24 protein-coding genes and 1 pseudogene are annotated in these 25,508 nt (G+C 71.4%); 15 read left to right on the forward strand and 10 right to left on the reverse strand.

Translation table 11 applies throughout. The features are described from left to right. Positions 1–4 precede the first annotated feature (4 nt). From ACZZ98_RS13785 to ACZZ98_RS13795, 3 genes are read left to right on the forward strand one after another with little or no spacing between them, the layout of a single operon-like run. Positions 5–937, forward strand: coding sequence for a lysylphosphatidylglycerol synthase domain-containing protein (locus tag ACZZ98_RS13785; protein ID WP_463516778.1), 933 nt, complete (start codon positions 5–7; stop codon positions 935–937). Beyond that, positions 934–1,761 (forward strand): class I SAM-dependent methyltransferase, encoded by an 828-nt coding sequence (locus ACZZ98_RS13790; RefSeq protein WP_463516779.1) that lies wholly within the window; start codon positions 934–936, stop codon positions 1,759–1,761. The genes ACZZ98_RS13785 and ACZZ98_RS13790 overlap by 4 nt, the downstream gene beginning before the upstream one ends. Next, positions 1,758–2,690 carry a DNA-3-methyladenine glycosylase family protein gene (locus ACZZ98_RS13795; protein ID WP_463516780.1) on the forward strand — a complete coding sequence of 311 codons (933 nt, stop codon included), beginning with the start codon at positions 1,758–1,760 and terminating at the stop codon, positions 2,688–2,690. The genes ACZZ98_RS13790 and ACZZ98_RS13795 overlap by 4 nt, the downstream gene beginning before the upstream one ends. A 12-nt stretch (positions 2,691–2,702) precedes the next feature. On the opposite strand, the gene ACZZ98_RS13800 is transcribed toward ACZZ98_RS13795, so the two are convergent. Genes ACZZ98_RS13800 through cofD form a run of 3 tightly spaced genes read right to left on the reverse strand, consistent with a single transcriptional unit; the run spans position 2,703 to position 5,471 of the window. Next, positions 2,703–3,314 (reverse strand): hypothetical protein, encoded by a 612-nt coding sequence (locus tag ACZZ98_RS13800; RefSeq protein WP_463516781.1) that lies wholly within the window; start codon positions 3,312–3,314, stop codon positions 2,703–2,705. 59 nt (positions 3,315–3,373) lie between these two features. Continuing rightward, positions 3,374–4,498 (reverse strand): coenzyme F420-0:L-glutamate ligase, encoded by a 1,125-nt coding sequence (locus ACZZ98_RS13805; protein ID WP_463516782.1) that lies wholly within the window; start codon positions 4,496–4,498, stop codon positions 3,374–3,376. 4 nt (positions 4,499–4,502) lie between these two features. Next, positions 4,503–5,471, reverse strand: coding sequence for a 2-phospho-L-lactate transferase (gene cofD / locus ACZZ98_RS13810; RefSeq protein ID WP_463516783.1), 969 nt, complete (start codon positions 5,469–5,471; stop codon positions 4,503–4,505). 203 nt (positions 5,472–5,674) lie between these two features. Between cofD and ACZZ98_RS13815 the strand changes: the two genes are divergently transcribed. From ACZZ98_RS13815 to ACZZ98_RS13825, 3 genes are read left to right on the forward strand one after another with little or no spacing between them, the layout of a single operon-like run. Then, entirely contained in the window at positions 5,675–5,938 is a 264-nt protein-coding gene (locus tag ACZZ98_RS13815) for a WhiB family transcriptional regulator (protein WP_353950824.1), read from the forward strand. Between the two features lie 20 nt (positions 5,939–5,958). Then, positions 5,959–9,012, forward strand: coding sequence for a glycosyltransferase (locus tag ACZZ98_RS13820; protein ID WP_463516784.1), 3,054 nt, complete (start codon positions 5,959–5,961; stop codon positions 9,010–9,012). Beyond that, complete coding sequence (locus ACZZ98_RS13825) at positions 9,009–10,469, forward strand: DUF5719 family protein (RefSeq protein WP_463516785.1); 1,461 nt, start codon at positions 9,009–9,011, stop codon at positions 10,467–10,469. Before ACZZ98_RS13820 ends, ACZZ98_RS13825 begins: the two co-directional genes overlap by 4 nt. A gap of 21 nt (positions 10,470–10,490) precedes the next feature. On the opposite strand, the gene ACZZ98_RS13830 is transcribed toward ACZZ98_RS13825, so the two are convergent. After that, positions 10,491–10,853 carry a metallopeptidase family protein gene (locus ACZZ98_RS13830; protein ID WP_380088039.1) on the reverse strand — a complete coding sequence of 121 codons (363 nt, stop codon included), beginning with the start codon at positions 10,851–10,853 and terminating at the stop codon, positions 10,491–10,493. A gap of 123 nt (positions 10,854–10,976) precedes the next feature. Here ACZZ98_RS13830 and ACZZ98_RS13835 point away from each other — a divergent pair, with 123 nt between their 5' ends. Next, positions 10,977–11,354, forward strand: a complete 378-nt coding sequence (locus ACZZ98_RS13835) for a DUF3499 domain-containing protein (protein ID WP_463516786.1) — start codon at positions 10,977–10,979, stop codon at positions 11,352–11,354. A gap of 32 nt (positions 11,355–11,386) precedes the next feature. Here the strand turns inward: ACZZ98_RS13835 and ACZZ98_RS13840 are convergent, their stop codons facing one another. Next, positions 11,387–13,765, reverse strand: coding sequence for an ATP-binding cassette domain-containing protein (locus tag ACZZ98_RS13840; protein WP_463516787.1), 2,379 nt, complete (start codon positions 13,763–13,765; stop codon positions 11,387–11,389). Between the two features lie 34 nt (positions 13,766–13,799). Between ACZZ98_RS13840 and ACZZ98_RS13845 the strand changes: the two are divergent. The 5 genes and pseudogenes from ACZZ98_RS13845 to ACZZ98_RS13865 all read left to right on the forward strand — a co-directional run bounded on the left by ACZZ98_RS13845 (position 13,800) and on the right by ACZZ98_RS13865 (position 18,922). After that, positions 13,800–15,264, forward strand: a pseudogene (locus ACZZ98_RS13845) (phosphomannomutase/phosphoglucomutase). Then, positions 15,264–15,449 carry a Trm112 family protein gene (locus ACZZ98_RS13850; RefSeq protein ID WP_463516788.1) on the forward strand — a complete coding sequence of 62 codons (186 nt, stop codon included), beginning with the start codon at positions 15,264–15,266 and terminating at the stop codon, positions 15,447–15,449. Before ACZZ98_RS13845 ends, ACZZ98_RS13850 begins: the two are co-directional and overlap by 1 nt. A 19-nt stretch (positions 15,450–15,468) precedes the next feature. Continuing rightward, positions 15,469–16,647, forward strand: coding sequence for an SIS domain-containing protein (locus ACZZ98_RS13855; protein WP_463516789.1), 1,179 nt, complete (start codon positions 15,469–15,471; stop codon positions 16,645–16,647). Between the two features lie 167 nt (positions 16,648–16,814). Further along, a complete protein-coding gene (locus tag ACZZ98_RS13860) occupies positions 16,815–17,516 on the forward strand; it encodes a TetR/AcrR family transcriptional regulator (protein WP_463516790.1) in 702 nt (233 codons plus the stop codon). 8 nt (positions 17,517–17,524) lie between these two features. Beyond that, on the forward strand, positions 17,525–18,922 hold the full coding sequence (locus tag ACZZ98_RS13865) for an epimerase (protein ID WP_463516791.1): 1,398 nt from the start codon (positions 17,525–17,527) through the stop codon (positions 18,920–18,922). On the opposite strand, the gene ACZZ98_RS13870 is transcribed toward ACZZ98_RS13865, so the two are convergent. From ACZZ98_RS13870 to ACZZ98_RS13880, 3 genes are all read right to left on the reverse strand, one after another. Continuing rightward, positions 18,913–19,476 (reverse strand): YbaK/EbsC family protein, encoded by a 564-nt coding sequence (locus ACZZ98_RS13870; RefSeq protein WP_463516792.1) that lies wholly within the window; start codon positions 19,474–19,476, stop codon positions 18,913–18,915. The two genes, ACZZ98_RS13865 and ACZZ98_RS13870, sit on opposite strands and share 10 nt — an antisense overlap. A 5-nt stretch (positions 19,477–19,481) precedes the next feature. Beyond that, complete coding sequence (locus tag ACZZ98_RS13875; RefSeq protein WP_463516793.1) at positions 19,482–20,507, reverse strand: DUF808 domain-containing protein; 1,026 nt, start codon at positions 20,505–20,507, stop codon at positions 19,482–19,484. A 67-nt stretch (positions 20,508–20,574) separates the two neighbouring features. Continuing rightward, positions 20,575–20,862 (reverse strand): hypothetical protein, encoded by a 288-nt coding sequence (locus tag ACZZ98_RS13880; RefSeq protein WP_463516794.1) that lies wholly within the window; start codon positions 20,860–20,862, stop codon positions 20,575–20,577. A 167-nt stretch (positions 20,863–21,029) separates the two neighbouring features. Between ACZZ98_RS13880 and ahcY the strand changes: the two genes are divergently transcribed. Continuing rightward, positions 21,030–22,481: an adenosylhomocysteinase gene (gene ahcY, locus ACZZ98_RS13885; RefSeq protein ID WP_463516795.1), complete on the forward strand. Its 1,452-nt coding sequence runs from the start codon at positions 21,030–21,032 to the stop codon at positions 22,479–22,481. A 117-nt stretch (positions 22,482–22,598) separates the two neighbouring features. Here ahcY and ACZZ98_RS13890 read toward each other — a convergent pair whose 3' ends face one another. Together ACZZ98_RS13890 and ACZZ98_RS13895 are read right to left on the reverse strand one after the other, a co-directional pair. After that, positions 22,599–23,996 (reverse strand): hypothetical protein, encoded by a 1,398-nt coding sequence (locus ACZZ98_RS13890; protein WP_463516796.1) that lies wholly within the window; start codon positions 23,994–23,996, stop codon positions 22,599–22,601. 68 nt (positions 23,997–24,064) lie between these two features. Then, positions 24,065–24,685 carry a methyltransferase family protein gene (locus ACZZ98_RS13895; RefSeq protein WP_463516797.1) on the reverse strand — a complete coding sequence of 207 codons (621 nt, stop codon included), beginning with the start codon at positions 24,683–24,685 and terminating at the stop codon, positions 24,065–24,067. Between the two features lie 400 nt (positions 24,686–25,085). Between ACZZ98_RS13895 and ACZZ98_RS13900 the strand changes: the two genes are divergently transcribed. Both ACZZ98_RS13900 and ACZZ98_RS13905 read left to right on the forward strand, forming a co-directional pair. Then, positions 25,086–25,253, forward strand: a complete 168-nt coding sequence (locus tag ACZZ98_RS13900; protein ID WP_463516798.1) for a Flp family type IVb pilin — start codon at positions 25,086–25,088, stop codon at positions 25,251–25,253. Between the two features lie 26 nt (positions 25,254–25,279). Next, positions 25,280–25,450: a Flp family type IVb pilin gene (locus tag ACZZ98_RS13905; protein ID WP_380088064.1), complete on the forward strand. Its 171-nt coding sequence runs from the start codon at positions 25,280–25,282 to the stop codon at positions 25,448–25,450. The last annotated feature ends 58 nt before the right edge of the window (positions 25,451–25,508 follow it).

Here is a 25,508-nt window from a genome sequence, read left to right on the forward strand (position 1 = left end):
GCTCATGACGCGGGGGCGCCTGCTCGACGCCGTCCGGATCGTCGTCGCCGTCCTGGTGCTCGCGGGCGTCGTCATCGCGGTGTGGCGCAACTGGGGTGAGGTGTCGGCCCACCTGCGCGACGTCCCGGCGGCGACGCTCGTCGGTGCCTTCGTCGTCGGGATGCTCGCGCCCGTCTTCAGCCTGCTGGGCTGGCGCGTGCTGCTGGCCGACCTCGGCACCAGGCTGCCGGTGCCCGCCGGGGCGAGCGTCTTCTTCGTCGGGCAGCTGGGCAAGTACCTCCCCGGCTCGGTCTGGAGCGTCGTGGCACAGGCCGACCTGGGCTCACGGCTCGGGGTGCCCCGCCGACGCATGGGCATCGTCGGGTTGCTGTCCATCATGCTCTCGGTGCTCACCGGCGCCATCGTCGGCGTGCCCGCCCTGCCGTTGCTGCTGGCGCGTTCCGGTGAGCTCCGGTCGGTGTGGTGGTTCGCGCCCGCCCTGGTGCTGCTCCTGCTCCTCTGGCCGCGGCTGCTCAACCGGGTCATTGCCCGCACCCTGCGGATCCTGCGTCGCGAACCGCTCGAGCACGAGCTCACCGCACCTGCCATCGCCCTGACGACGCTGTGGTTCGTCCTTGCCTGGCTGAGCGCCGGCCTCTCGGTGCTCGTGCTCGCGCACTCGCTGTCGCCGGACACCCCGGTGCGCGACCTCGTCGTGACGTCGATCTGCGGCTTCGCCCTCGCCTCGGCGATCGGGATGTTCTCGATCATCGTGCCGGCGGGTGTCGGCGTGCGCGACGGCGTGCTCGCCCTGCTGCTCGGGGCGCTCATGCCCCTGCCGGCCGCGTTCGCCATCGTCGTGATCTCACGCTTCTTCTCGGTCGTCGCCGACGTCGTCGTGGCCGCGGTCGGCTGGTCGTGGGCACGTTCGCACCACCTCCTAGGATCACGGACATGAGCGGCAACGACAGGCCTCGTGAGGAGCAGCTCGCCTACTCGGAGCAGATGGGCAAGATGCTCGACGAGCAGGCACGGCGCCAGAAGGCCGACAAGCTCATCGCGGTCATCGCCCACGGGCTGGGGCGCTCAGCCTCCGACGAGGGGGGCGCACTCGCCGGGCTGCGGGCGGTCGACGTCGGCTGCTCGGCGGGCTTCATCGCCGACGAGCTCGCCCTGGCGGGGGCTGAGACCACCGGCGTCGACATCGACGAACCCGGCCTGGCCAAGGCCCGCGAGCGCTTCGGGGACCGTGTCGACTTCCGTCTCGCGCGTGGCGAGGACCTGCCCTTCGAGGACGGCTCGGTCGATGTCGCTGTCCTCAACCACATCTATGAGCACGTCGTCGACCCCGATGCCGTCGTCGCCGACATCCACCGGGTGCTGGCGCCGGGCGGGGTCCTCTACCTCGGCATCGGACACCGCTGGCAGGTGATCGAGCCACACCACCGGTTGCCGTTCCTGTCGTGGCTGCCGCAGCGCGCCGCCGACCGCTACCTGCAACTCGCCGGCAAGGGCGAGCACTACTACGAGAAGTACTCGACACCGGCCGGGCTGAGGCGCATGTTCGCAGCGTTCGACGTGTGGGACTACACCCTGCCGGTGCTCGGCGACCCCACCGCGTTCTCCGGCGGTGACGTCGTGCCCCAGTGGGTCGGTCGTCTGCCCGAGAAGGCCCTGGTCGCAACCCTTCCGCTCGTTCCGACCTATGTCTGGCTCGCGTTCAAGGAGCCCGCCGTGCCTGCTGGTCCCGAGCTGCGAGTCGCGCCCCGACACCTCGGATGAGCGAGCTTGCGCCGCTGACCCGGACGGTGAGACCTGCGCGGCCGGTGCAGCTCGGCGCCGTGGTGTCGACCTTCCGTCGGGGGGGTGGGGACCCGACGTCCTGGACCGACCGTGGCCGCACCTGGGTCTTCGCATGGCGGGTGCCGACGGGGGTGGTCACCCTGCGTCTCGTCGACCACCCTCGGGTGGGTGAGGTCGCCGCAGAGGCCTGGGGTGAGGGCGCCGAATGGGTCCTCGACCGGCTCCCGCACGTGCTCGGCGAGCACGACGACGACTCCGGCTTCGAGCCCCACCATGACGTCGTCGCGCAGGCTCATCGCCGCTTCGACGGCTGGCGGGTGCCCGCATCGGGGCTCGTCGTCCAGGCACTCATCCCCACCATCATCGAACAGCGGGTGACGGGCAAAGAGGCGTTCGCGGCATACCGGGCACTGGTGCGCCGCAACGGAACTCCCGCCCCGGGCATCGGTGCGGCACTGCACCTCGTCGCTCCCCCCGACCCGAGGACGTGGGCACTCATCCCGTCGTGGGAGTGGCTCCGCGCGGGCGTCGACGGTGCCCGGTCCCGTCCCGTGGTGACGGCCGCCTCCCGTGCCGGTCGGCTGGAGGGCGTGGTGGGTATGCCGCCGCTCGAGGCCCGACGTCGTCTCGAGTCGGTGCCCGGCGTGGGCCGCTGGACGGCCAACGAGGTCGCGCACCGGGCCCTCGGTGACGCCGATGCCGTGAGCTTCGGGGACTACCACGTCGCCAAGAACATCGGGTGGGCCCTCACGGGGTCGCCGGTCGACGACGACGGGCTCGCGGAGCTGCTCGAGCCCTATGCCGGCCACCGCTACCGCGTGCAGCGCCTGCTCGAGCTCTCCGGTGCCATGAGGCCGCGGCGGGGCCCCCGGTTCACCCTGCCGACCCACCTGCCCGGCCGCAGCTGACTGGACGGCCCCTCAGGACAGGGGCATCGAGTCGAGGAGCGCCGTGAGCGGGGGAGGGCAGTCATCCTCGGCGAGGGCCGCTGCCATGGCCCCCGCGAGCAGCTCCTTGCGCCCGGAGGTCGTGCCGACGAAGCGCCGCAGCTGGTCCATGACCGGCCGCCCCTGCCAGGCCAGCTGTCGGGTGAACGCGGCGAACGTCGCGTCGAGGTCGAGGTCCGCGAGCACCGCCAGCGTGCCGTCGACGCCGAGGGCGCGCATCAGCTCGTCCTCGAGGTCGCGTCGGCACACCTGGAAGCCGAAGTCCGGCAACGTCGCCACCGACGGCTGGACGCTCGGTCCCGGACGGGAGGGGACCCGGAGGACCGGCCGGTATGCCGCGAGCGCCCGCACGAAGTACGGCGCCTCCTGCTCGTCGCACAGTCCGAGAACCCTCGGCGGCGGGTCGCTGTCGGCGGCGGCGGCGAGATGGCGTCGGATGTTGGTGGCGCCGCCCATGTCCACGAGGAGGCAGGGTTCGTCGGCCGGCCGGACACCTCGTGCCGCTCGGAGGGAGCGCACGGCGGCGACGTCGCTGGTGCCCTCGAGGAGGACCCAGGTCGGTGCGGAGTCGGACGCATGAGCCATGGCCACGAGCGTCGCTCATCCGGCGCCCCACCGCCACGAAGTTGCGTGGGATCGCCAGGTCACGCCACGGGCGGGGGAGGGGCAGAGGCGGTGAGTGTGGCCGTGACGGAGTGCTCAGCGGTGGGCTCGCCCATGAGGGCGGCGTGCAGGTCCTCGGAGGCAGCCGCGATCTCCAGCCGCTGGCTGAGGCGCCCGAGGGCGTAGTCGTCGGCCGCCCCCAGGGTCACCGTGGCCATGCCTTCGGTGTCGCCTGCGGGGTCACCCCCCGTCGTGGCCACCTCGAGGTCGACGCTCGCGTCCTCGTCGGCCAGGAGCGTCAGCGACACGACGCGCGCCACCCGCGCGGCGAAGGCCTCGGGTCCGACCGAACGGATCCCGACGGCCTCGGACTCGGGGGAGCCCGGGGCGACCCCCAGCGCCAGACGGAGCGCCTCCACGTGGCCGAGCGCGAACCAGTCGCCGGTGCCGGTGCGCACGAGCTGCCGTGCACCAGAGGCAGATTCGTGCTCCGAGCCGTCGTCGAACCACGACGCGGGAAGCCCGCGGACGACCGCCGCGGCCACACCGTCCGCCTTGCCCTTGACGAGGTCGGCCGCGGCAGCGATCTCGTCGGCCACGGCGCGCGCAGTCACCGACATCACCCGCCCATCGGCGTCCGACTCGCCGCGGTGGTCGAGGAGCACGCGCAGCCCGGCCGCACCGAGGGCGAAGTCCGTCAGCCCGGCCCGCCAGGGCCGACCGGCCGTGTCGCTGAGCACGACGGCGAGAGGTGCGCTGGGCGGCATACCGGAGAGGGAGAGCAGGCCCGAGCGCAACGCACGCGCACACGCGTCCGGGTCGTGGGGCAGGAGCAGGAGCGCGCCGGACGGGCCGGTGTTGGACCCGTCGATCCCCGCAGCGGCCATGACGGGTCCGGCAAGGGCCTCGACGACGCGGGTGATGCGATCGCCGGAGGTCCGCTCCGCCACGACACGGACGGACTCGTCCTGCACGAGCACGGACTTGTCGGACCCGACGCCGGTGAGCCCCAACGCCTTTGAGATGACCTTGCTCGACACGACGACGACGTCACCAGGAGCGAGTGAGGTGTCACCGAGGGCGGCGAGCACCAGAGCGGCGACGTCGTCACCCTCGCGCACCTCAGGCACGCCGAGGACAGGGACGATCGTCAGCGGCCGGGTCATCGGGTCACGTGCGGACTCGCTCGGCGAGCGCGAGGAGGCTCTCCGCGATGTGCGCGGTGGCCGGCACGTCGGTCATGAGCAGGGGGCCGTCGTGGACCGCGGTCTCCACTCCCCGCACCGTCACCGACGCGTCCGCCGGGTCCACGAGCCATCCGTCGAGGAAGTCGGCATAGAGCCCGGCCACGGCAGCGGACGTCGACTCCACGCCGATGGCGGACAGGCAGGCGTCGGCGTGCCCCCGCACCGGTCGCCCGGAGATGAGCGGCGAGACACCCACGACCGGGGCCGTCGAGCCTCGCAGCGCGTCGCGCACACCGGGCACGCCGAGGATGATGCCGATCGACACGACCGGGTTCGAGGGCGGCAGCACGATGACGTCGGCGTCACGCAGCGCGTCGAGGACGCCGGGAGCGGCGGCCGCCCGGTCCAGACCGGCGACGACGAAGCGCGACGCGGGCACCGCGGCCCGCAGGCGCACCCACCACTCCTGGAAGTGCACGGCTCGCTGCGTCTCTCCCTCGTCGAGCACGACGTGGGTCTCCACCGGGGTGTCCGTCATCGGCAGCAGTCGGATGCGCTGCTCGGGCAGCCCCCACCGCTCCGCCAGCCGGGCCGTCACGACCGATGCGGTGTGCCCCTGCGCCAGCCACTGCGAGCGCACGATGTGGGTGCCGAGATCAAGATCACCCAGCGTGAACCACTGCGGCACCGCGCCGTAGGCCGCCAGCTCACCCTGCACCCGGGTCGACTCGCCGGCCCGACCCCAGCCCTGGACCTCGTCGACCCCGCCGCCGAGGGTGTAGAGCAACGTGTCGATGTCCGGGCACACCCTGAGCCCGAAGAGGCTGATGTCGTCGCCGGTGTTGGCGATGACGGTCAGCTCGGATTCCGGTGCCACGACGTCGAGATGGGCTCGAAGGCCTCTGAGGAACCGGGCTCCGCCGACGCCGCCCGCGAGGGCTGTGATTCGCATGCGGGACATTCTGGCTCAACCCGCGAGTTCCGCCGACACGCCGGTCTTCCCGAAGAAAGTTGCCCCGATATCAGAACTCGGCTTGACGGATGGGGATGACACGCGTGTAATTTCATCATTGTGTTCCAGCACAAGCGTTCCCTCAGCTCGGGGGAAGGGGTCGGAACATGCAGTTGGGTCGCGGAAGGGTCGAGGAGGCAGCGATGCACGAGTTGACGTTGATCGACGCCATGGTGGAAGAGGAGACACAGCTCTCCTGGCAGGAGCGCAGTCTGTGCGCACAGACGGACCCGGAGGCGTTCTTCCCGGAGAAGGGCGGATCCACCCGTGAGGCCAAGAAGGTCTGCGTCGGGTGTGACGTCCGGTCCGAGTGCCTCGAGTACGCACTGGCCAACGACGAGCGCTTCGGCATCTGGGGCGGGCTGTCCGAGCGTGAGCGCCGCAAGCTGAAGAAGCGCGCAGTCTGACCCGGGCGCGCGCCCACCCGATGACGCTGACGACTGCCGCCGTGCTGCCACCTGCCTCCACCCCGGCCTCCGCGGCGGTGGTCCACGCGGTCGTCCTCACGTCGGCAGACGTCTCCGGCCTGCGCGCCCTTCTCGACGCGGTCGCCGCGTCCTCGACCCGCCCGGACCGGGTCGTCGTCCTCGACACGACCCCCGCTTCGAGCACTGCCGTCGCCGACGTGGTCGCCGCGGCGCAGTCGCCCTCCTTCGCCATCTCGCACGTGCGTCTTGATCCGGGTATGCCGGATCGCGCGGCGGTCACGCAATGGGTCCCGTCCGCCGACCTCGACGACGACGACCTCGTCTGGCTGCTCCCGGTCGGCTCCATCCCGGAGCCAGGGACCCTGTCGCGGCTGCTCGCCGCCCACCGACGGAGCCCGTCCGTGGGGCTCGTCGGCCCGAAGCACGTCGCCGCGGCCGACCCCCACACCCTGCGCTCTGTCGGGATCAACATCACCCGCAGCGGCCGGGTCGTCGAGGACCCACCCCTGGGTGAGCCGGACCAGGGCCAGTACGACCTGCGCCGCGACGTCCTGGCCATCCCGCTCGCCGGCATGCTCGCCACGGCCGCGCTGCTCCGCGAGCTCGACGGGTGGGAGTCCTCCTTCGGTGACCTCGGGGGTGACCTCGACCTCGGCTGGCGGGCCCAGCTCGCCGGACGTCGCGTGGTCGTCGCCCCCGATGCCCGGATGCGGTCCGTGGCATCGGTGGGGTTGGCGACCGCCACCACCGGCGCGCGGCGCCGGGCGGCTCGGCGGGTGGCCCTGGCGCGGTCCTCGTGGTGGGCCGCACCCTTCGTCGCGCTGTGGATCCTGGTCAGCTCCCTCGCCGCCGCCATCGGCCTGCTCCTGCTCAAACGGCCCCGGGCCGCCGCCGAGGCCTTCGGCGACCTCGGCGGCCTCGACCCGGTCCGTGGCCTCCTCGGCCGCCTGCGGACCCGTGGCCGTCGACAGGTCCGTCCCGGCGACATCGCCACCCTCTTCGTCCCCGGCTCCGACGTGGTGCGGTCCAACCTCGACCGAGCCCACGAGGCACTCGTCGCCCCATCGCGTCTCCCCGGCGAGGACACCACGGAGGCGCAGGAGCGGTCACTGGTCTCCCAGGGGGCCCTGCATCCCGGGGTCCTCACGGTCCTCGCCACCATCGCGGTCGTCGCAGCCGCTGGGCGCGAGATCGGTGGGGGGCTGCTCAACCGCTTTGGGTCCGGTGTCACCGGCGGCGAGCTGATCACGACCCGGGCCACGTCGAGCAGCCTGTGGCACGCCGCCTTCGACGGCTGGCACGGCACGGGGCTCGGTGGTGACGGTCCCGCCAGCCCGTCCCTGGCCCTGCTGGCGATCCCCACCTGGATCGTCGAGCACCTGCCCGGCAGCGGCGACCTCGCCTCACCGGCAGGCGCCGTCGTCGGTGGTCTCCTCGTCCTCGCCCTTCCCCTCGCTGCCCTCTGCGCCTACGCGTCGGCGCGGGTGCTCACCTCGTCGAGGGTCGTGCGTGCCGCCGCGGGCTTGGCCTGGGCCACGACCGGAGCCGCTGGCGCCGCTGTCGCCCAGGGCCGGCTCGGTGCGCTCGTCGCCCTCGTCCTGCTCCCAGCGGTCCTCGCCGGTGTCGTCCTGCTCGCCCGACCCGCCGCGACGGCCACCGGTGCCTTCGCCACGACCCTGGGGGCGGCCGTGCTGGGCGCCTTCGCCCCACCGCTGCTCCTCCTCGTCGTGCTCGTGTGCCTGGGGGTCGCCGTGGCCGGCACGTCGGTCTCACGCCGCCTCGCTCTCGTGCCGGCCGTGGTCGCGCCCCTCCTGCTGGGGCCCTGGCTGGCGGATGTGGCCGACGACTGGGCGCTCGCCGCGACCGGGCCCGGCCTCAGCCAGTGGGGAGCCACCAGCTCGGACGCCCTCCAGCTCGCCCTCCTGCATCCCGGCGGGGCGGGCAGCCTGCCGGTGTGGGTCGGCGGCGTCGTGATCGCTGCCGGCCTTCTCGGGCTGTTGGCACCGTGGCCGATCCGCTCGACGGCCACGGCGGCCGCCCTCATCGGGCTGGCCGCGCTCGCCGGGGTGCTCGCGTCACCGCACCTCGACCTCACGAAGCAGTCCACGGTCGACACCGGCGCGGTCGACGTCGTCACTCCGTGGGCCGGCACCTTCATGCTGCCGTTGACCCTCGCCCTCCTCGCCTCGGCGGTGATCGGCGCCGAAGTGCTCCGTCGCCGCGCCCGAGGCGTCGCCGTCGGGGCCCTCGGGCTTCTCGCCCTGACGGGCGCCGGTGCCCTCGGCTGGTTCGGCTTCGGCGACACCCTGCGCACGTGGTCCGACCCGCGGCCGGCGGTGGCCGTCGAACAGGCCGCCGGGGAGCTGGCCAACCGCACGGTCTTCGTCACCCCGGGACCCAGCGGGGCGGCATACCGGATCGTCGGTCGTGAGACCGGCTCGCTGGCCCGCTCCCTTCCCCAGAGCGTGGCCGGTGACGCCGTCATCGCCAGCGACGTCAGCCGACTCCTCGACGGCACCCGCGCCGACGCGGGCCCGCGCCTGGCGGAGCAGGCTGTCGGCTTCCTCGCCGTGGCCCAGGGCGCCGGTGACGACGTCTCGCGGCGGCTCGACTCGGCCCAGGGGCTCTCCCGCCTCGCCAGCCGTGACGGCTTCGACGTCTGGCGGATCGCTGCTCTCGGCAACGCCACCAACCGAGCCGTCGCGCCGACCCGGCTCTCGATCGTCACCGGCGGCGACCCCACGCCGGTGGCGGCGACGGGCGAGCACGGCGCCACCGAGACGACGGTCACCGCTCGACAGGGTGACCTGCTCACCGTCGCCGAACCCGCGCAGTGGGCCCGCCACGCGACCGTCGAGATCGACGGCCGGCAGCTGGTCGCCACATCCGACGCTGACCGGCCGACCTACGCCCTGCCTGAGGGCACGTCCGAGCTCGCCATCGACGTGAGGACCGAACACGGGTGGTGGCGACTGCTGCAGGGCATCGCGGTCCTCGTCGTCGGCTTCCTCGCCATCCCCTTCGGCACCCGCGCCTCGAGGAGGCGGCGATGAGGCGCTCACGCTGGGTCGGCCCCGGCCGGCTCGCCCTGACCGCAGTCGCCGCGGGCAGTCTCGTGACGCTGGCCGTCGTGACGCCACCGACCCGGGCCGTCCCGTCCGCCGACCGCCAGGACACGGCGTCCACGCTCGAGCTGGTGGCGTCGGCGGCGCTGTCGTGCCCCGGTCCCGAGCTCAGCGGGATCTCCGGCGTCGAGGACATCGAGGTGCCGGCCAGGGTCGCCGCCGCGACCGCACCGGACGCCGTCCTCGCGCCGTTGACCGTCTCCGGTCAGGGCACGCTGACGTTCCGGACCGGGCAGGACGTGAGCGCGCCGATCACCGAACGTGGTGTCACCAGCAGCCGTGAGAGCCGTCAGGCCGCCCCCAGCGACGTGCTCGCCACGGGTGCGATGGCTCCCGGGCTGGCGGCCACCCAGGAATGGGTCGTCGGGCGCGACGAGATCAACGGGCTGGCCACGGTGCCGTGTGCCGGGCCCGGGTCCGACCTCTGGCTCGTCGCCGGCGGGGGAGCGGCTGGGCGCCAGGAGCGGCTCGTCCTCAGCAACCCCGGCGCCAACGAGGTGACGGTGGACCTGCAGGTGCTCGGTCGCAAGGGCCTCGTCCCGTCGCCCACGGGCACCACGGTCGTGCCGGCACGCGGTCGCGTCGCCCTGCTCGTCGACGCCATCAGCGGCGCCGAGGAGTCACCGGCCCTGCGCGTGCGCGCCAACGGGGGCACGGTCCGGGCCGTCATGAGCGACATCTGGCTCGACGGGTCGGTGCCCGTGGGCGCCGAGACCACCGTGCCGACGGCCGCCCCGTCGAAGCGGCAGGTGATCCCGGCCGCCATCATGCGCGCCGGCGGCTCCATCCGCATCGCCGTCCCTGACCGTCAGCAGGCCGTGGTGAGTGCCCGGGTCATCGGTGAGGACGGGCCTGTGCCCGTGCCCGGTGGTGGAGTGATCCGCGTGCCCGGGCGGAGCACCGGAGAGCTCGCGCTCACCGGGCTGGTCCAGGGCACCTACACCGTCGAGGTCACGGCGGACGTGCCGATCGTCGCGTCGTTGTTCGCCTCCTGGCGCGTCGGGACCTCCGCGGGAGACTTCATCTGGGCTCCCTCGACGACCCCGGCCGACGGCCTGCTCGGCGCCGTCTATCCCTCACGCCCGGAGCGACTCACCCGCATCGTCAACATCGCGGCCAGCGGTGGCCCGGCGGCGGTGTCCGTGACGTCCCGCGTGGGCGGTGCCTGGTCGACCACGACCCACGACCTCGCCCGCGACACCTCGAAGCTCGTCATCCTCCGGGATCCCGAGGCGGTCTGGGTCCGTCGGGTGTCGGGCACCGGCGAGGTGCGGGCCGGTGTCGGCTCGCTGACCGGCCCCAATGCTGCGCGCCTGGTGTCGGTGGCTCCGCTCGTCGACAGCCCGGTCACGTCGACAGTGGGCCGCGCACATCCGGTGTCCTGAGGGCCTCGTCGCCCTGGAGCCTCAGAGCTCGATCTCGGATGGCGGGACGTTGAGCAGCGCGGCAACCTGCTCGGCGACGACCTCGCGCACGATGGCAGCCACCTCGCCGACGTCGCGGGCGCGGGTCTCGACCGGGCGCCGATAGACCACGATCCGGTGCCCCGCCGTCCCGCCGACGGGCAGGAGCCGCCCGACCGCAGCAGCCTGCTCCTCCCACGGCGCAGGGTCGACAGGCGGCACCTCCTCGACGGCGAACTCGACGTCGGCGTGGCGCGTCCCGAGATAGGCCCGGGCCCGTTCCGCGACGTCGATGACGACGTCGTCGAAGGTCTCCCGCCGGGTGCGCATGGCGGGCACCGCGGGCCAGGCCAGAGGACCGCGCACGCCTCGGCCTCGTCGGTCGCGGCGGGGGGCGCGAGCCGGGGTGCGGGGGTCGTTGGGGGCCACATGGGGAGACTACGGCGCGCCACCTCACGGCGCTCGGAGCGGTGACCTAGAGTCCATGGCGTGAACGCGTCCAGGAAGTGCACCAAGACCGCGTGCTCCCGTCACGCAGTGGCCACCCTGACCTACGCGTATGCCGACCGGGCCGTCGTCCTGGGCCCGCTCGCGACCTATGCCGAGCCGCACAGCTACGACCTCTGTGCTGAGCATGCGACGCGTCTGACGGTGCCGCAGGGTTGGGAGGTCGTCCGCCTCGAGTCCGACGGCTACGAGCCCGCCCCCGAGATCGACGACCTCGTCGCCGTGGTCGAGGCCGTTCGCGAGCACTCGGCGCCGCAGCCCACGGTTGCCCGAGCCGTGGTCAGCGCGATGCCTGCACCCGTCGCCGGTGAGCACCGCCGTGGGCACCTGCGCATGGTCCCCGGCAGCGGCGAGGGCTGACGCGCACCATTTCGTGTGTCGCTGTGTCCAGGTCAGCTGACGTAGGCCGCCAGGTGCTTGCCGGTGAGGGTGGCCGTCCTCGGCTTCGCGCTCGCCTGGGCCACGAGGTCGCTCGGCGTGCCCTCGAAGACGACCTTGCCGCCGTCGTGGCCGGCGCCAGGGCCGAGGTCGATGATCCAGTCGGCGTGGGCCATCACCGCCTGGTGGTGCTCGATGACGATGACGGACCGGCCTGAGTCGACGAGCCGGTCGAGCAGGCCCAGGAGGTTCTCGACGTCGGCGAGGTGCAGCCCCGTCGTCGGCTCGTCGAGGACATAGATCTCACCCTTCTCGGCCATCTGGCTGGCGAGCTTGATGCGTTGGCGCTCGCCACCGGACAGGGTCGTGAGCGGCTGGCCCAGGGTGAGGTAGCCCAGGCCCACGTCGACGAGGCGGTCGAGGATCTTGTGGGCGGCCGGGATGCTGGCCTCGTCCGAGCTGAAGAAGAGCTCGGCCTCCTCCATCGACATCGTCAGCACCTCGGAGATGTTCTTGCCGCCGAGCCGGTACTCGAGCACCGAGGCCTGGAACCGGCGGCCCTCGCACTCCTCGCACGGTGACTCGACGGTGGCCATGACCCCGAGCTCGGTGAAGATGACGCCGGCTCCGTTGCACGTCGGGCAGGCACCCTCGGAGTTGGAGCTGAAGAGGGCCGGCTTGACCCCGTTGGCCTTGGCGAACGCCTTGCGGATCGGCTCGAGCAGGCCCGTGTAGGTCGCGGGGTTGCTGCGACGCGAGCCCTTGATGGCCGCCTGGTCGATGACCACGACACCCTCGCGTCCGTCGACCGAGCCGTGGATGAGGGAGCTCTTGCCGGATCCGGCGACACCGGTGACGGCCACCAGCACCCCGAGCGGGACGTCGACGTCCACGTCCTTGAGGTTGTGGGTCGACGCGCCACGGATCTCCAGCGATCCGGTCGGTGCGCGCACCTCGTCCTTGAGGGCCGCGCGGTCGTCGAGGTGGCGACCGGTCAGGGTCGGGCTCTTGCGGAGGTCGTCGATGGAGCCCTCGAACACGATCTCGCCGCCGGCGGTCCCGGCCTTGGGACCCAGGTCGACGACGTGGTCGGCGATGGCGATCGTCTCGGGCTTGTGCTCGACGACGAGGACCGTGTTGCCCTTGTCGCGCAGGCGGATGAGCAGCCCGTTCATCTGCGCGATGTCGTGCGGGTGCAGCCCGATGGTCGGCTCGTCGAAGACGTAGGTGACGTCGGTGAGCGAGGACCCGAGGTGGCGGATCATCTTGGTCCGCTGCGCCTCGCCACCCGAGAGCGTCCCGGCGGGTCGGTCGAGCGAGAGGTAGCCCAGACCGATCTCGGTGAACGAGTCGAGCAGGTGCTGCAGGCCCGCGAGCAGCGGTGCGACAGAGGGCTCCTCGAGCTCACGCACCCAGTCGGCCAGGTCGCTGATCTGCATGACGGCCAGGTCCGCGATCGACTTGCCGCCGATCTTGGACTTCAGCACCTCGGCGGTGAGCCGCGTGCCCTCGCACTCGGGGCACTTCTGGAACGTCACGGCCCGCTCGACGAAGCGTCGCACGTGGGGCTGCATCGCCTCGGGGTCCTTGGACAGCATCGACTTCTGGATCTTGGGGATGATCCCCTCGAACGTCAGGTTGATGCCCTCGACCTTGATCTTGGTCGGTGGTGCATAGAGCATCGTCTCGAGCTGCTTCTTCGAGAACGCCGAGATCGGCTTGTCCATCGGAAGGCCCATGCCTTCGAACAGCCGGCCGTACCAGCCGTCCATCGAGTAGCCCGGCACCGTCAGGGCACCCTCGGCCAGTGTCCTGGTCTCGTCGTAGAGCGCGGACCTGTCGATGTCGCTGACGTTGCCCATGCCCTCGCAGCGCGGGCACATGCCACCCAGGTAGACGGCGTCCTTGACGACGGCCCTCTCGGTGCGACCCTCCTTGTCGGTCGACATGACCCCGCTGGCCTTCCGCGTGGGCACGTTGAAGCTGTATGCCGTCGGCGGACCGACGTAGGGCTTGCCGAGGCGGCTGAAGAGGATGCGGAGCATCGCGTTGGCATCGGTCGCGGTGCCCACCGTCGAGCGCGGGTTGGCACCCATGCGCTCCTGGTCGACGATGATCGCCGTCGTGAGGCCCTCGAGATGGTCGACCTCGGGCCGGGCGAGTGAGGGCATGAAGCCCTGGACGAACGCGCTGTAGGTCTCGTTGATCATCCGCTGCGACTCGGCCGCGATGGTGCCGAAGACGAGTGAGCTCTTGCCCGACCCCGACACCCCCGTGAAGACGGTCAGCCGGCGCTTGGGGATCTCGAGGCTGACGTCCTTGAGGTTGTTCTCGCGGGCGCCCTGGACGCGGATGAGGTCGTGGTTGTCGGCAACGTGGGGTTCGGCGGTCACGAGCCCAAACCTAGTGCGCTAGTAGGGTCACTGCGTGCCTCCCCAGAACCTTGCTGACTTCGTCAAGGCCTACGACGTCCGGGGCCTCGTGCCGGAGCAGCTCGATGTCGATGTCGCGTGGGCCCTCGGCGCGGCCTTCGCCGAGGTGGTCATCCTTGGTGAAGCCGGCGGAACCGGACCATCCGGCTGCGTCATCGGTCATGACATGCGCGCCACGTCGCCCGAGCTTCTCCCGTGCGTTCGGCGCGGGTGTGACGAGCCGCGGGGTCGACGTCACGCACATCGGACTGGCCAGCACCGACGGGCTCTACTTCGCCAGTGGTCACCTGGGTCTCGCCGGTGCGATGTTCACCGCGAGCCACAACCCCGCGGCATACAACGGCATCAAGCTGTGCCGCCCGGGCGCCCGCCCGGTCGGCCAGGACTCCGGCCTGACGGACGTGCGCGACCTCGCCCAGGAGCTCCTCGACGGCACGGGCGAGCAGCGTGACTCGCGGGTCGGGAGCACGGGGGAGCGGGACGTCCTCGCGGACTACTCCGGCTTCCTGCGGGGGCTCGTCGACCTCTCGGCCATCCGGCCGCTGCGGGTCGTCGTCGACGCGGGCAACGGGATGGGCGGTCACACCGTCCCCGCTGTCCTCGAGACGGCCGCCGGCCTGCCACGGCTGCCGCTCGAGGTCATCCCGCTCTACTTCGAGCTCGACGGCACCTTCCCCAACCACGAGGCCAACCCGCTCGAGCCCGAGAACCTGCGCGACCTTCAGGCAGCGGTCCTGACGCACGGCGCCGACCTCGGGCTGGCCTTCGACGGTGACGCCGACCGCTGCTTCGTCGTCGACGAGCGAGGCGAGGCCGTCAGCCCCAGCGCCATCACCGCGCTCATCGCCACCCGCGAGGTCGCTCGTGAGGTGGCCGCCGGCACCGCGGCGAGCGAGGTGTCGATCGTCCACAACGTCATCACGTCCGCGCAGGTCCCCGAGGTCATCGCCGCACTGGGTGCCAGAGCCGTCCGGACGCGGGTCGGGCACTCGTTCATCAAGGACGAGATGGCCCGGGCCGACGCCGTCTTCGGCGGTGAGCACAGTGCGCACTACTACTTCCGCGACTTCTGGTTCGCCGACACCGGCATGCTCGCGGCGATGCACGTCCTCGCCGCCCTCGGTGAGCAGAGCGGGTCGCTCAGCGAGCTCATGGGCGACTACACGGCATACGCCGCTTCCGGCGAGATCAACTCGACGGTCGAGGACCAGGCCGCGAGGACCGCTGAGGTCCGGCAGTGGGCTGCCGACAGGGGCGTCGAGGTCGACGAGCTCGACGGCCTCACCCTGACGCACGCGGGCGACGGCGCGGGCGACCCGATGTGGTGGCTCAACCTGCGCGCGTCCAACACCGAACCCCTGCTCCGGCTCAATGTCGAGGCAGCCGATGCGGACACGATGGCCGCGATACGCGACGATGTCCTGAGCCTCGTCCGAGGCACTGCGAGAGGAGTCAGCTGATGTCGACGATGGAGCCCTGGCTGCGCGAGATCCTGCGCTGCCCGAAGTGCCGAGCCGAGCTGCGTGACGAGGCGGGCGAGTCCGGCCCCGAGCTGGTCTGCACGGCCGATGCGTGCGGTCTCATCTACCGGATCGACGACGGCGTCCCGGTGCTGCTCGTCGACGAGGCGCGCACGCCGGTCTGACCGGCTGCGCAGCACGACCGTGCCACGCCTGGACGAGGCGTTCCTCGACTCGGCCGAGTCCCTCGAGGCTCTCGACAGCCGGGGCTCGCTCCGTGCGCTCGCGACCTCGGGCGCCCAGGTGCGGCGCGCGATCGTCGCGGCGCGGGAGGCGGGCATCGACCGGGTCGCCGGTGGCGACCGCCCGCGCTCGGTCCTTGTGGCCTCCCTCGGCGGCTCCTCCGTCGTCTGTGACGTCCTCGACGTCCTCGCCGAGCCCGGGTCGCCCGTCCCCGTGACCACCAGGCGTGAGGCGCCGCTGCCGGGCTGGATCGGCCCCCTCGACCTCGTCATCGCCGTCTCCCTCTCCGGTCGTGCGCCGGGCCCACTGGCCCTCGCGGCCGAGGCAGCCCGCCGGGGCGCCTCGCTGCTCACGGTCGGAGCCTCGGACTCGCCGCTCGCCGACGTCTGCGCTCGCGGCCGCGGTATCCATGTCGATGTCGCCTCTCCGGCGCCCACGTCCCGAGCGGCCCTGTGGTCGATGCTCACGCCGGTGCTGCTCGCTGCCGACGGGCTCGGGCTGGTCGACTGCTCCGAGGCGGAGCTGGAGCGCGTGGCCGACCTGCTCGACGAGCGCGCCGAGGAGTGTCGTCCGTCATCGGAGTCCTTCGTCAACCCCGCCAAGGTCCTCGCTCTCGGACTCGCCGAGACGGTCCCCGTCGTGCTGGGCGACGGCGCCCTCACCGGGGTCGCGGCGGGCCGTGCCGCCGCGATGTTCGCGCGCACCGCCCGGATCCCCACGACCCACGGCTCCCTCCCCGATGCAGCCTCCCAGGTGGTCGCCTGCTTCGACGGGCCGTTCAGCGGTGCCGGGGGAGCGGCGCCCGACGGCGGAAGCGATCTCTTCGCCGACCCGTTCCTGGACGCTCCGCCGGCACCCCAGCTCGGGCTGCTGGTGCTGCGCGACCATCCGGTGACGCCGGGAGCGCCCCACCATCAGGAGGCGCTCGAGGCGGGTCGACTCGCCGATGCGGTCGCCGGGTCGGCGCGGGACGCAGGGGTGCGTGTCTGGGAGGTCGAGGCGCTCGGGGGTCACCCGATCGAGCGGCTGGCCTCCCTCATCTCGATGACCGACTACGCGGCGACCTACCTCGCCCTCGGGCTCGGACTCGATCCCGCGGTGTCGCGCCACGTCACCGAGCTGCGCGACCGCACCTCCTAGCCACTCACCCACTGGACCGTGAGGGGCGTTGATCCCCCCTCACGGTGCAGTAGCCCGTGCCTTCAGCGGCGGGGATCAGTGCTGCCCGGAGGCGCCAGCAGCCGAGCCTGTCGGCTCGTTTGGGCGCGATTATTGAACGCGTTCAACTTGCGCGCTAGGGTGGGATCATGGATGTTGAACACGTTCAAGATGGCCCGGAGCCCGCCCCTTCGCGACCACCGCGAGGCGAGGCCACGCGCGACGCCATCGCTGCTGCTGCACAGGAGCTGTTCCTCGAGCACGGGTACGACCGCACGACGATGCGGGCGGTCGCCGAACGCGCGGGGGTGAGCGTGGGCAACGCCTACTACTGGTTCGCGTCCAAGGAGCACCTGGTCCAGGCGTTCTACGACCGCATCCAGGTCGAGCACGCGGCGTCGAGCGCGACGGCGCTGGGTCGTCGACGAACCTTCGCGAGCCGCTACGAGGCCGTCCTGCTGGCCTGGGTCGACGTGGCCGAGCCCTTCCACGAGTTCGCCGGTGCCTTCTTCAAGGCGGCGGCAGAACCCACCAGCCCGTTGTCGCCGTTCAGTCCGCAGTCGCGCCCAGCGCGCGAGGCCGCCATCGCCCTCCACCGGCGGGTCATCGAGGAGTCCGACGTCACCGTGGCGCGGGGGCTGCGCGAGGAGCTCCCCGAGCTGCTCTGGCTGGCCCAGATGGGTGTGGTGCTCTTCTGGGTCCACGACCAGAGCCCGGGCCAACGACGCACCCGCACCCTCATCCGCACTGCGGTGCCGCTCGTGGACCGGCTGGTGCGGCTGAGCCGCCTTCCGGGCATGCGCGGGGTCGTCGGCGACCTCACCAAGACCGTCCGATCCGTACGGACCTGAGGAGAGTCATGTCCTGGAACCAGACCAACCGCGCGGTGCTCGCCGCCGCTCCCGACGCCGTCTTCGCCGCCCTCGCCGACCTGGACCAGTGGGGGCAGTGGTGCAGTGGCGTCTCCAAAGCCGGCCTCGACGGTCCGATGTGGGTCGGTCAGACCGCCCGGATGGCGCTCGACGTCCCTGTCGTGCGCCACGTCCACCGCGCAACCGCCCCGCCGGTCAGGGTCCGGGAGCTCGAGCTCGGATCCAGGATCGTGCTGCAGCAACCGCAGCCCGGGGGGAGCCTGACGATCGAGTGGACCGTCACGGCGGACTCGCACACACCTGGCCACACCCTGTTCACCCAACGCCTCGCCGGACGGGGTCCGCTGTCGTTCGGCATGGGCCCGGTGGCTCGTCACGCCCTGGCCTCGGACTTCGCCATGGACGCCCTGCGTCTGTGGCGTCTGGCCGGCGGGGTCATCGACCCCGACCTGGTCCGGGTCGTCGTCGCGGGCGGGTCCGGCACCCTGGGGCGGCGGCTCGTGGCTGACCTCGCGGCTCGTGGGCACGACGTCGTCGTCCTCACCCGCAGCCCTCAGCCCGACCTGCCGATCCGCCAGGCACTGTGGGACGGCGTCACGGTGGAGGACTGGGCCGCCGAGCTGGAGCCCGCCTCGCGCACCGCGGTGGTCAACCTCGCCGGACGCCTCGTCGATGTCCGCCCGACCACCGCCAACATCTCCTCCCTCCGATCCAGCAGGGTGGACTCCACTCGCGCCCTCGTCCGTGCGAGCAGTGGCCTCACGGCCCCCTTGGCCGCCTGGGTGCAGGCGAGCAGCACCGCGATCTACAGCGACGCCGGTGAGGCCGAGATCGACGAGACCAGCCCGGTGCCCCTGGGACTGCCCCAGATGACCGGGGTGGCGCAGCCGTGGGAGGACGCGGTGCAGGGCGCGGCTGCCGAGCACCTCCACATCCTCCGCACGTCGCTCGTGCTCGATCGGGGTGCTCCCGTGGTCGACCGGCTCGTGGCGCTGACCCGGGCCGGACTGGGAGGATCGATCGGCACCGGACGCCAGTGGATCAGCTGGATCCACATCGACGACTGGCTTGCCGTCGTGCGCGCCGCACTGGGCGTCGAGCCGGGTGTGCGGCTGCCCGACGGAGTGGTGATCGCCTCCGCACCCTTCCCCGTCCGCAACTCAGAGCTCATGGCCCAGCTGCGCCTCCGGCTGCATCGCCCGTGGTCGCCACCGACGCCGGTCCCGCTGATGCGGCTCGGCGCGGTGCTCCTTCGGACCGATGCAGCGCTCGGGCTCACCGGCCGCCGGGCCACCTCGTCGATCCTGCCGGCGAGCGGGTTCGAGTTCGCCCACCCGCGTCTCGAGGACGCTCTGGACGACCTGCTGGGCGCCGGTCAGGGCTGACGGAGCTCGAGCACCGTCGCGTTCGGCAGCTGCGCCAAGGCAGCACCCTCGACGAGGAGCTTGCTGCGGCGCAACCCACTGCCGATGACGACCTCACCCGCAGCGGCGACGGCGGCGTCGACGAGGACCGGCCAGGCGCCGGGCAGGCCGATCGGCGTGATGCCACCGAACTCCATCCCGGTGAGCGTCACCGCATCGTCGTGCGGCGCGAACGAGATCTTGCGGACTCCGAGGTGCTTGCGGACGGCCCCGTTGACGTCGGCGCGGTCGGTCGCCAGGACCATGACCGCGGCATACGTCGTCTCGCCGGCGCGCTTCCCGGCGACGATGACGCAGTTGGCACTGGCCCCCGGTGCCACGTCGTATGCCGCACAGAAGGCTTCCGTGTCGGCGAGCGTCGCGTCGATGGAGGCCACCGCCGCTGCCGCGATCCCGCTGTCCTTGGCTGCCTCCGGCGCAGCGGCCGCTCCCAAGGCCGCGGCCACCGAGGGTGCGAGGAGCTCCGGGTGCGACGCGGCAGGCGACCAGTCGAGCGTTCCGCGAGCGGACGGCATACGGGTCAGTGCTTGTCGTTCTGGGGGACGTCTGCCACGGGGGCATCGACCGCCGGCTTGCTCGTCCCATCAGCCCCGTGACCGCCCTTGCGGGGGATGACGTGCATGACCGCGACGACGATGGCCCCGACGATGAGGCCGAGGATGGCCGAGCCGATCGTGTTGGTGACCCAGCCGAGGACGCCGCCGAGGGGTCCGGTGGCGTCGTGCACCGACTCCTCGACGCCGTGCACCCAGGCGTAGGGCTGGTGCAGGATCGACCAGCCGTACTCCTTGGAGAGGTCGTCCAGGCCCACGAGGAGGATGTGCCCGCCGACCCAGATCATGGCCGCGATCCCGACGACGGACAGGGTCGTGAGGAGCTTGGGCATGGCCGCGACGAGGGCACGCCCGATGGGCGCGCGGGAGCCGGGCTTCTGTGACAGATGCAGGCCGACGTCGTCCATCTTGACGATGAGCGCCACCACGCCATAGACGAGGAGCGTGATCGCGACCGCGACGACGGCGAGGATGGCCAGTCGCGAGACGAAGCTCTCGTCCGCGACCTCGTTGAGCGAGATGACCATGATCTCGGCCGAGAGGATGAAGTCGGTGCGGATCGCGCCGCTCGTGATGGTGTCCTCGTCGGCGACCTCACCGGCGTCGTGCGCCTGGCTGGCGGCGTCCTCGGCGTGCCCGCTGACGCGCTCCCAGATCTTCTCGACGCCCTCGAAGCAGAGGTAGGTGCCGCCGATCATGAGCAGCGGGGTGAGCGCCTGCGGGAGGAACTGGCTCAGCAGCAGGGCGGCCGGAAGGATGAAGAGGAGCTTGTTGCGCAGCGAGCCGATGGCGATCTTCTTGATGATCGGCAGTTCGCGCGCTGGTGACAGACCCTGCACGTATCGCGGTGTCACCGCGGTGTCGTCGACGATGACGCCGGTCGCCTTGACGCTCGCGCGGCCGGCCGCGGCAGCCACGTCGTCGACCGAGGCGGCAGCGGCCTTGGCCAGCAGGGCGATGTCGTCGAGCAGGGCAAAGAGGCCGCCGGCCATCAGTTCACCCGAGGGTCTGGGAGGAGGAAGTGGTGAGGCACCCGCCCAGCGTACCCACGGCGAACTCTCACTCCTCGTCGGCGCTCGTGCCGTCCGGAGACATCTCGAGGTCGTCGTGGCGCTCGCCCTCCACGAGCACCCGGTCGTCGTGCCCGCCGCCGTCCGGGTCGGCGCGGTGGCTCTCGCCGCTGTCGTTGATCCCCGGTCGGGCCACCTCGGAGTCGGGGTCGACGGCGTAGTCGGCGCGCACGTCCTCCCACGTGTCGAGCTTCTCCTCGTCGAGGTCGAGGCGCACCTCGTCCCGCACCTCGTCACCGCTGGCGCCGCCACTGCCACTGCCGAAGGTCTCACTCATCGGGTTCTCCGTCCGTGCGTCGTGCGGGTCGGTCCCGCACACGTCCATGTCTACCGTGGGAGTCGGTACCATGGAGGCTGCCGGCGCGGGTGATACCCCGCTCCTCGAGACCGCCCAGATGGGCTGCGCCGGGTCGCAAACCACACTTTCAACGGAAGAGATGTCGCATGTCCTCTGACACCACGACTTTTGACTACAGGGTTGCCGACCTGGGCCTCGCCGAGGCTGGCCGTCACCAGATCCGTCTTGCCGAGCACGAGATGCCGGGCCTCATGAGCCTGCGCGAGGAGTTCGGCGCGAGCCAGCCCCTCAAGGGCGCCCGCATCGCCGGCTCGCTGCACATGACCGTGCAGACCGCCGTCCTCATCGAGACGCTCACCGCGCTCGGTGCCGAGGTCCGCTGGGCCTCCTGCAACATCTACTCCACGCAGGACGAGGCCGCTGCGGCCGTCGTCGTCGGGCCCGAGGGCTCGGCGCAGGACCTGCAGGGCGTCCCCGTCTTCGCCTGGAAGGGCGAGAGCCTCACCGAGTACTGGGAGTGCACGGAGCAGATCCTCACCTGGCCCGGTGGCGAGGGCGCCAACATGATCCTCGACGACGGTGGCGACGCCACGATGCTCGTCCACAAGGGTCGCGAGTGGGAGGCCGCCGGTCAGGTGCCCCCCACCGACGACAAGGACTCTGAGGAGGTCGGTGTCTTCAAGGAGCTCGTGCGCAAGACGCTCGCCGCCGACCCGCAGAAGTGGACCACCGTGGCCGCCGAGATCAAGGGCGTCACCGAGGAGACCACGACCGGTGTCCTCCGGCTCTACGAGCTCGCCCGCGCCGGCGACCTGCTCTTCCCGGCGATCAACGTCAACGACTCCGTCACCAAGTCCAAGTTCGACAACAAGTACGGCTGCCGCCACTCCGTCATCGACGGCCTCAACCGCGCGACCGACGTCCTGATCGCCGGCAAGGTCGCGGTCATCTGCGGCTACGGCGACGTCGGCAAGGGTTGCGCCGAGGCGCTGCGCGGCCAGGGCGCCCGCGTCATCGTCACCGAGATCGACCCGATCTGCGCGCTGCAGGCCGCGATGGAGGGCTACCAGGTCGCCAAGCTCGAGAGCGTCCTCGACAGCGCCGACATCTTCGTCACGACGACCGGCAACTTCAACATCATCACTGCCGAGCACATGCAGGGGATGAAGAACAAGGCGATCGTCGCCAACATCGGTCACTTCGACAACGAGATCGACATCGCCGGCCTCGCCAAGGTCCCGGGCGTCACCAAGACCGAGATCAAGCCGCAGGTCCACGAGTGGACGTTCTCCGCTGGGAACTCGATCATCGTCCTGTCCGAAGGCCGCCTGTTCAACCTCGGCAACGCGACCGGCCACCCGTCGTTCGTCATGTCGAACTCGTTCGCGAACCAGACGATCGCCCAGATCGAGCTGTTCACCAAGAACGACGAGTACGACAAGCAGGTCTACGTCCTCCCCAAGCACCTCGACGAGAAGGTGGCCCGCCTCCACCTCGCCGCCATCGGGGTCGAGCTCACCCAGCTCACCAAGGAGCAGGCCGAGTACATCGGTGTCGACGTGGCCGGCCCCTACAAGTCCGACCACTACCGCTACTGAGCCTTCCGGCTCGCCCAGAACGAACACCGGCCGGGTATGCCGGGAACGCGAGTTCCCGGCATACCCGGCCTTTGTGTGGGTCCATGAGGGACAGACCCAGCGGAGACCGGCCGCGCCTCAGGGGAGCCAGACGCTGAGTCCCTCTCGAGTGGCCGACCTCGTCCACGGCACGTCAGGGCTGGCGTCGACGTGCACGGTCGACGCTGTGGAGGGCACGACGGCGCAGGTCGCTCCGTCGGGCAGGGACACGGCGGGCGACGTCAGGAGCCGCTCACGCGCCTGCGAGTAGGCCGAAGCGCCGTGGACCTCGGTGCGCATGTCGATCCAGACCTTGATGTCCGGGCGGAGGAGCAGCGTCACCCCGGCCGTGTCGGGGTCGCTGAAGAGCTGGCAGCTCGGGGGAGCGAGACGAGGAGCTCCGCCTCTGGTGACGGTCGGCCCGGGGTGTCGGACCTCACCACCGCGAGCGGCAGCAGGATGACGACCACGCCGGTGAGGATCGGTCGCCAGTAGTGGGCGGTGAGCCGGGTGCGCACGGCTGGGTGCATGCCCGGACGGGCGCGCCATCGAACGGTTGCCGCCGAGAAGCTCCGCCGCAAGGACGGGCAGGAGGGTGAGTGTCGCGACACCGAGGAACCGGATGGCGACCAGCCCGGCGAGCGTTGCCAGCAGAGCGATGCTGACGAGGAGGACCTCGAGAGCCCAGCGGGCGCGTTGGGCCGAGCCGCGCGCCCCGGGCCGGTGTCGCAGCAGCCGCCCCGCGCACACGGTGACGAGGAGGAGGCAGAGGCCGGCGACGGGGAGCCATCGAAGGCGCAGCCCTTCGGTGAACGGCGAGAGCCACTCGACGACCTGGCCCTCGGACGCCGAACCGATGTCGGCCAGCAGCTGCCACACGGACCACCGGAAGGGGCCGAGGAGGCTGCCGAGAGCCAGGCCGACCCCCAGCGTGGCCGCGACGCCGACGCGCCACCGGCTCACGCCCGCAAGCACTGCGAGAAGGGGCAGGCCGACCGCCAGGCCGAGCGCGGTGACCGACCAGGACACGTGCAACCACGCACCCGCCCAGCCGAGGGCTGCGCCGGTGGCGGCAGCACCGGCGAGCGTCCACCACCGTCGGGGCAGAGGTCGGGTGATCAGAACGTGGGCGAGGAGAAGGGTCAGGAGGAGCACGGCCTCGATGACGATCGTTGCCCGTGGCGAGACCATCGGGAGGGCCAGCAGGGCCACGAGCGCCGTCGTCGCCAGGGTGGGCAGGGCGCGCGCGCCGAGGTGGCGTGACACGCGGATGGCGACGACGAAGTAGGCCGCCATCCCGAGCGCCCCGACGAGAGCGATGCCCGCCACGCCCAGCCCGTCATGCCCAAGACCGAGGGCGGTGTTCCACGCCGGAGATGTCGGACGGAAGGTGCCCTCGGGCTGCGCCCAGCTCCACGTGTCCGCTCGTGCCAGCGGTGCGCCGGACCAGCGTTCCAGGCCGTCGCGAGCCTGCCAGTAGGGGTCGCGCTCGGTCATCCTCGCGGATCGTAGGACCACGATGGCGGCGACCCAGCTCCCGAGGACGACCCAGTCCCAGCGTGCCCTCACGAAAAGCCGGGGGTGCGTGAGGCGTATGCCGCGTAGCCGGCGACCTCCTCACGCAGGAGAAGCTCCTCCCAACGGGCGCGAAGGACCTGAAGGACGCCGAGGGCGGCGACGACGAGCCAACCCCAGCCGCCACCCGAGACGAGCACCAGACCGATGGCCGCGACGTACTCGAAGACGTAGAGCGGATGCCGGAAGAAACGGTAGGGACCCGTGGTCGCCAGCTCGCGCGCCTGCGGCACGACGCTGATGTTGGTGTTGAGGCTGAGCAGCGCCCAGATCGAGAGGCCGATGCCGAGCACGACGAGGAGGGCTCCTGCGGAGGATGCGGCGGGCCCGGCCTCATGGGGGGCCACGACGGGAATTGCGAAGGGGGAGAACGTCGCTGCGCCCGCGACGAGCCACACCTGAGGCCGTCTGTCCGTGTGGGAGGCCACCCCCCGACGGAGGTACATCACCGCCAGGGCCGCGTTGAAGGACAGCGCCGCGATGGTACCGAGCGTGGCCACCACGGTGCGGTCGTCGTTGTCGATCAGCTTGACGACGTTGAGGAGCACGAAACAGGCGAAGACGGGCACGAGCACGGTGCGGCCGAGGTCGAGCGGGGTGGTCCGGGACATGGCCGCAGTATCCGGCATGAAGGACGGTGGGGGCGCTGGTTTTGGAGATTTTTCTTGCATAAAAGCACCTAGCCCGGTGTGACCATTCATGAAGGGGTCACCTGTGGGCAGGAGAGAAGGCGATCAGTGAGGTACGTTCACTGACCCCCCACGGTTTCCAAGCACAAAATTCGCGATTCTCTGGACGCAGCGCTTCGGCGCGTGAGATGGTCGCGCTTCTGGGTCGTGGAGATGACTAGGTCAAGCTAGCCAATGATGACCAGTCCATAACAGCCTCTTTATGTCATGGCTGCGGAAAGTCGGAACCTCCACGCTTGACCCGGATCGGCAGGCCGGTCGCCCGACCGGCAGTCCGGATGCAGCCCGACCCTCAACACTCAGATCACCCAAGGAGAACGACATGTCCAAGGCCCTCATCAAGTTCCACCAGCGCCTCACCGCAGAGAAGGGCGCCACGATGGTCGAGTACGGCCTCATGGTCGCGCTCGTCGCCGTCGTCGTCGCTGTCGCTGCGACCGTCCTCGGCACCAACATCAGCACGATGTTCGCCGGCCTCGCTTTCCCCTGATCTCGTCACGGACCGAAGGGCTTCACATGTCTGAGCGCGTCAAGCGGCTGCGGTGGAACTGGGGGTCCGAGCAGGGCGCGACGATGGTGGAGTACGGCCTCATGGTCGCGCTCGTCGCCGTCGTCGTAGGGGTGGCCGCCAGCGCCCTTGGCGCGGCGATCTCGACGATGTTTGCCGGTGTCGCCGCCGCGATCTGAGCGGTTGACACTGCGGGTCGACAGCCTGGCGGCCGTCGACCCGCAGTGTTTCTCTCCA

The sequence above is a fragment of the Knoellia sp. AC549 genome (genome assembly GCF_979258975.1).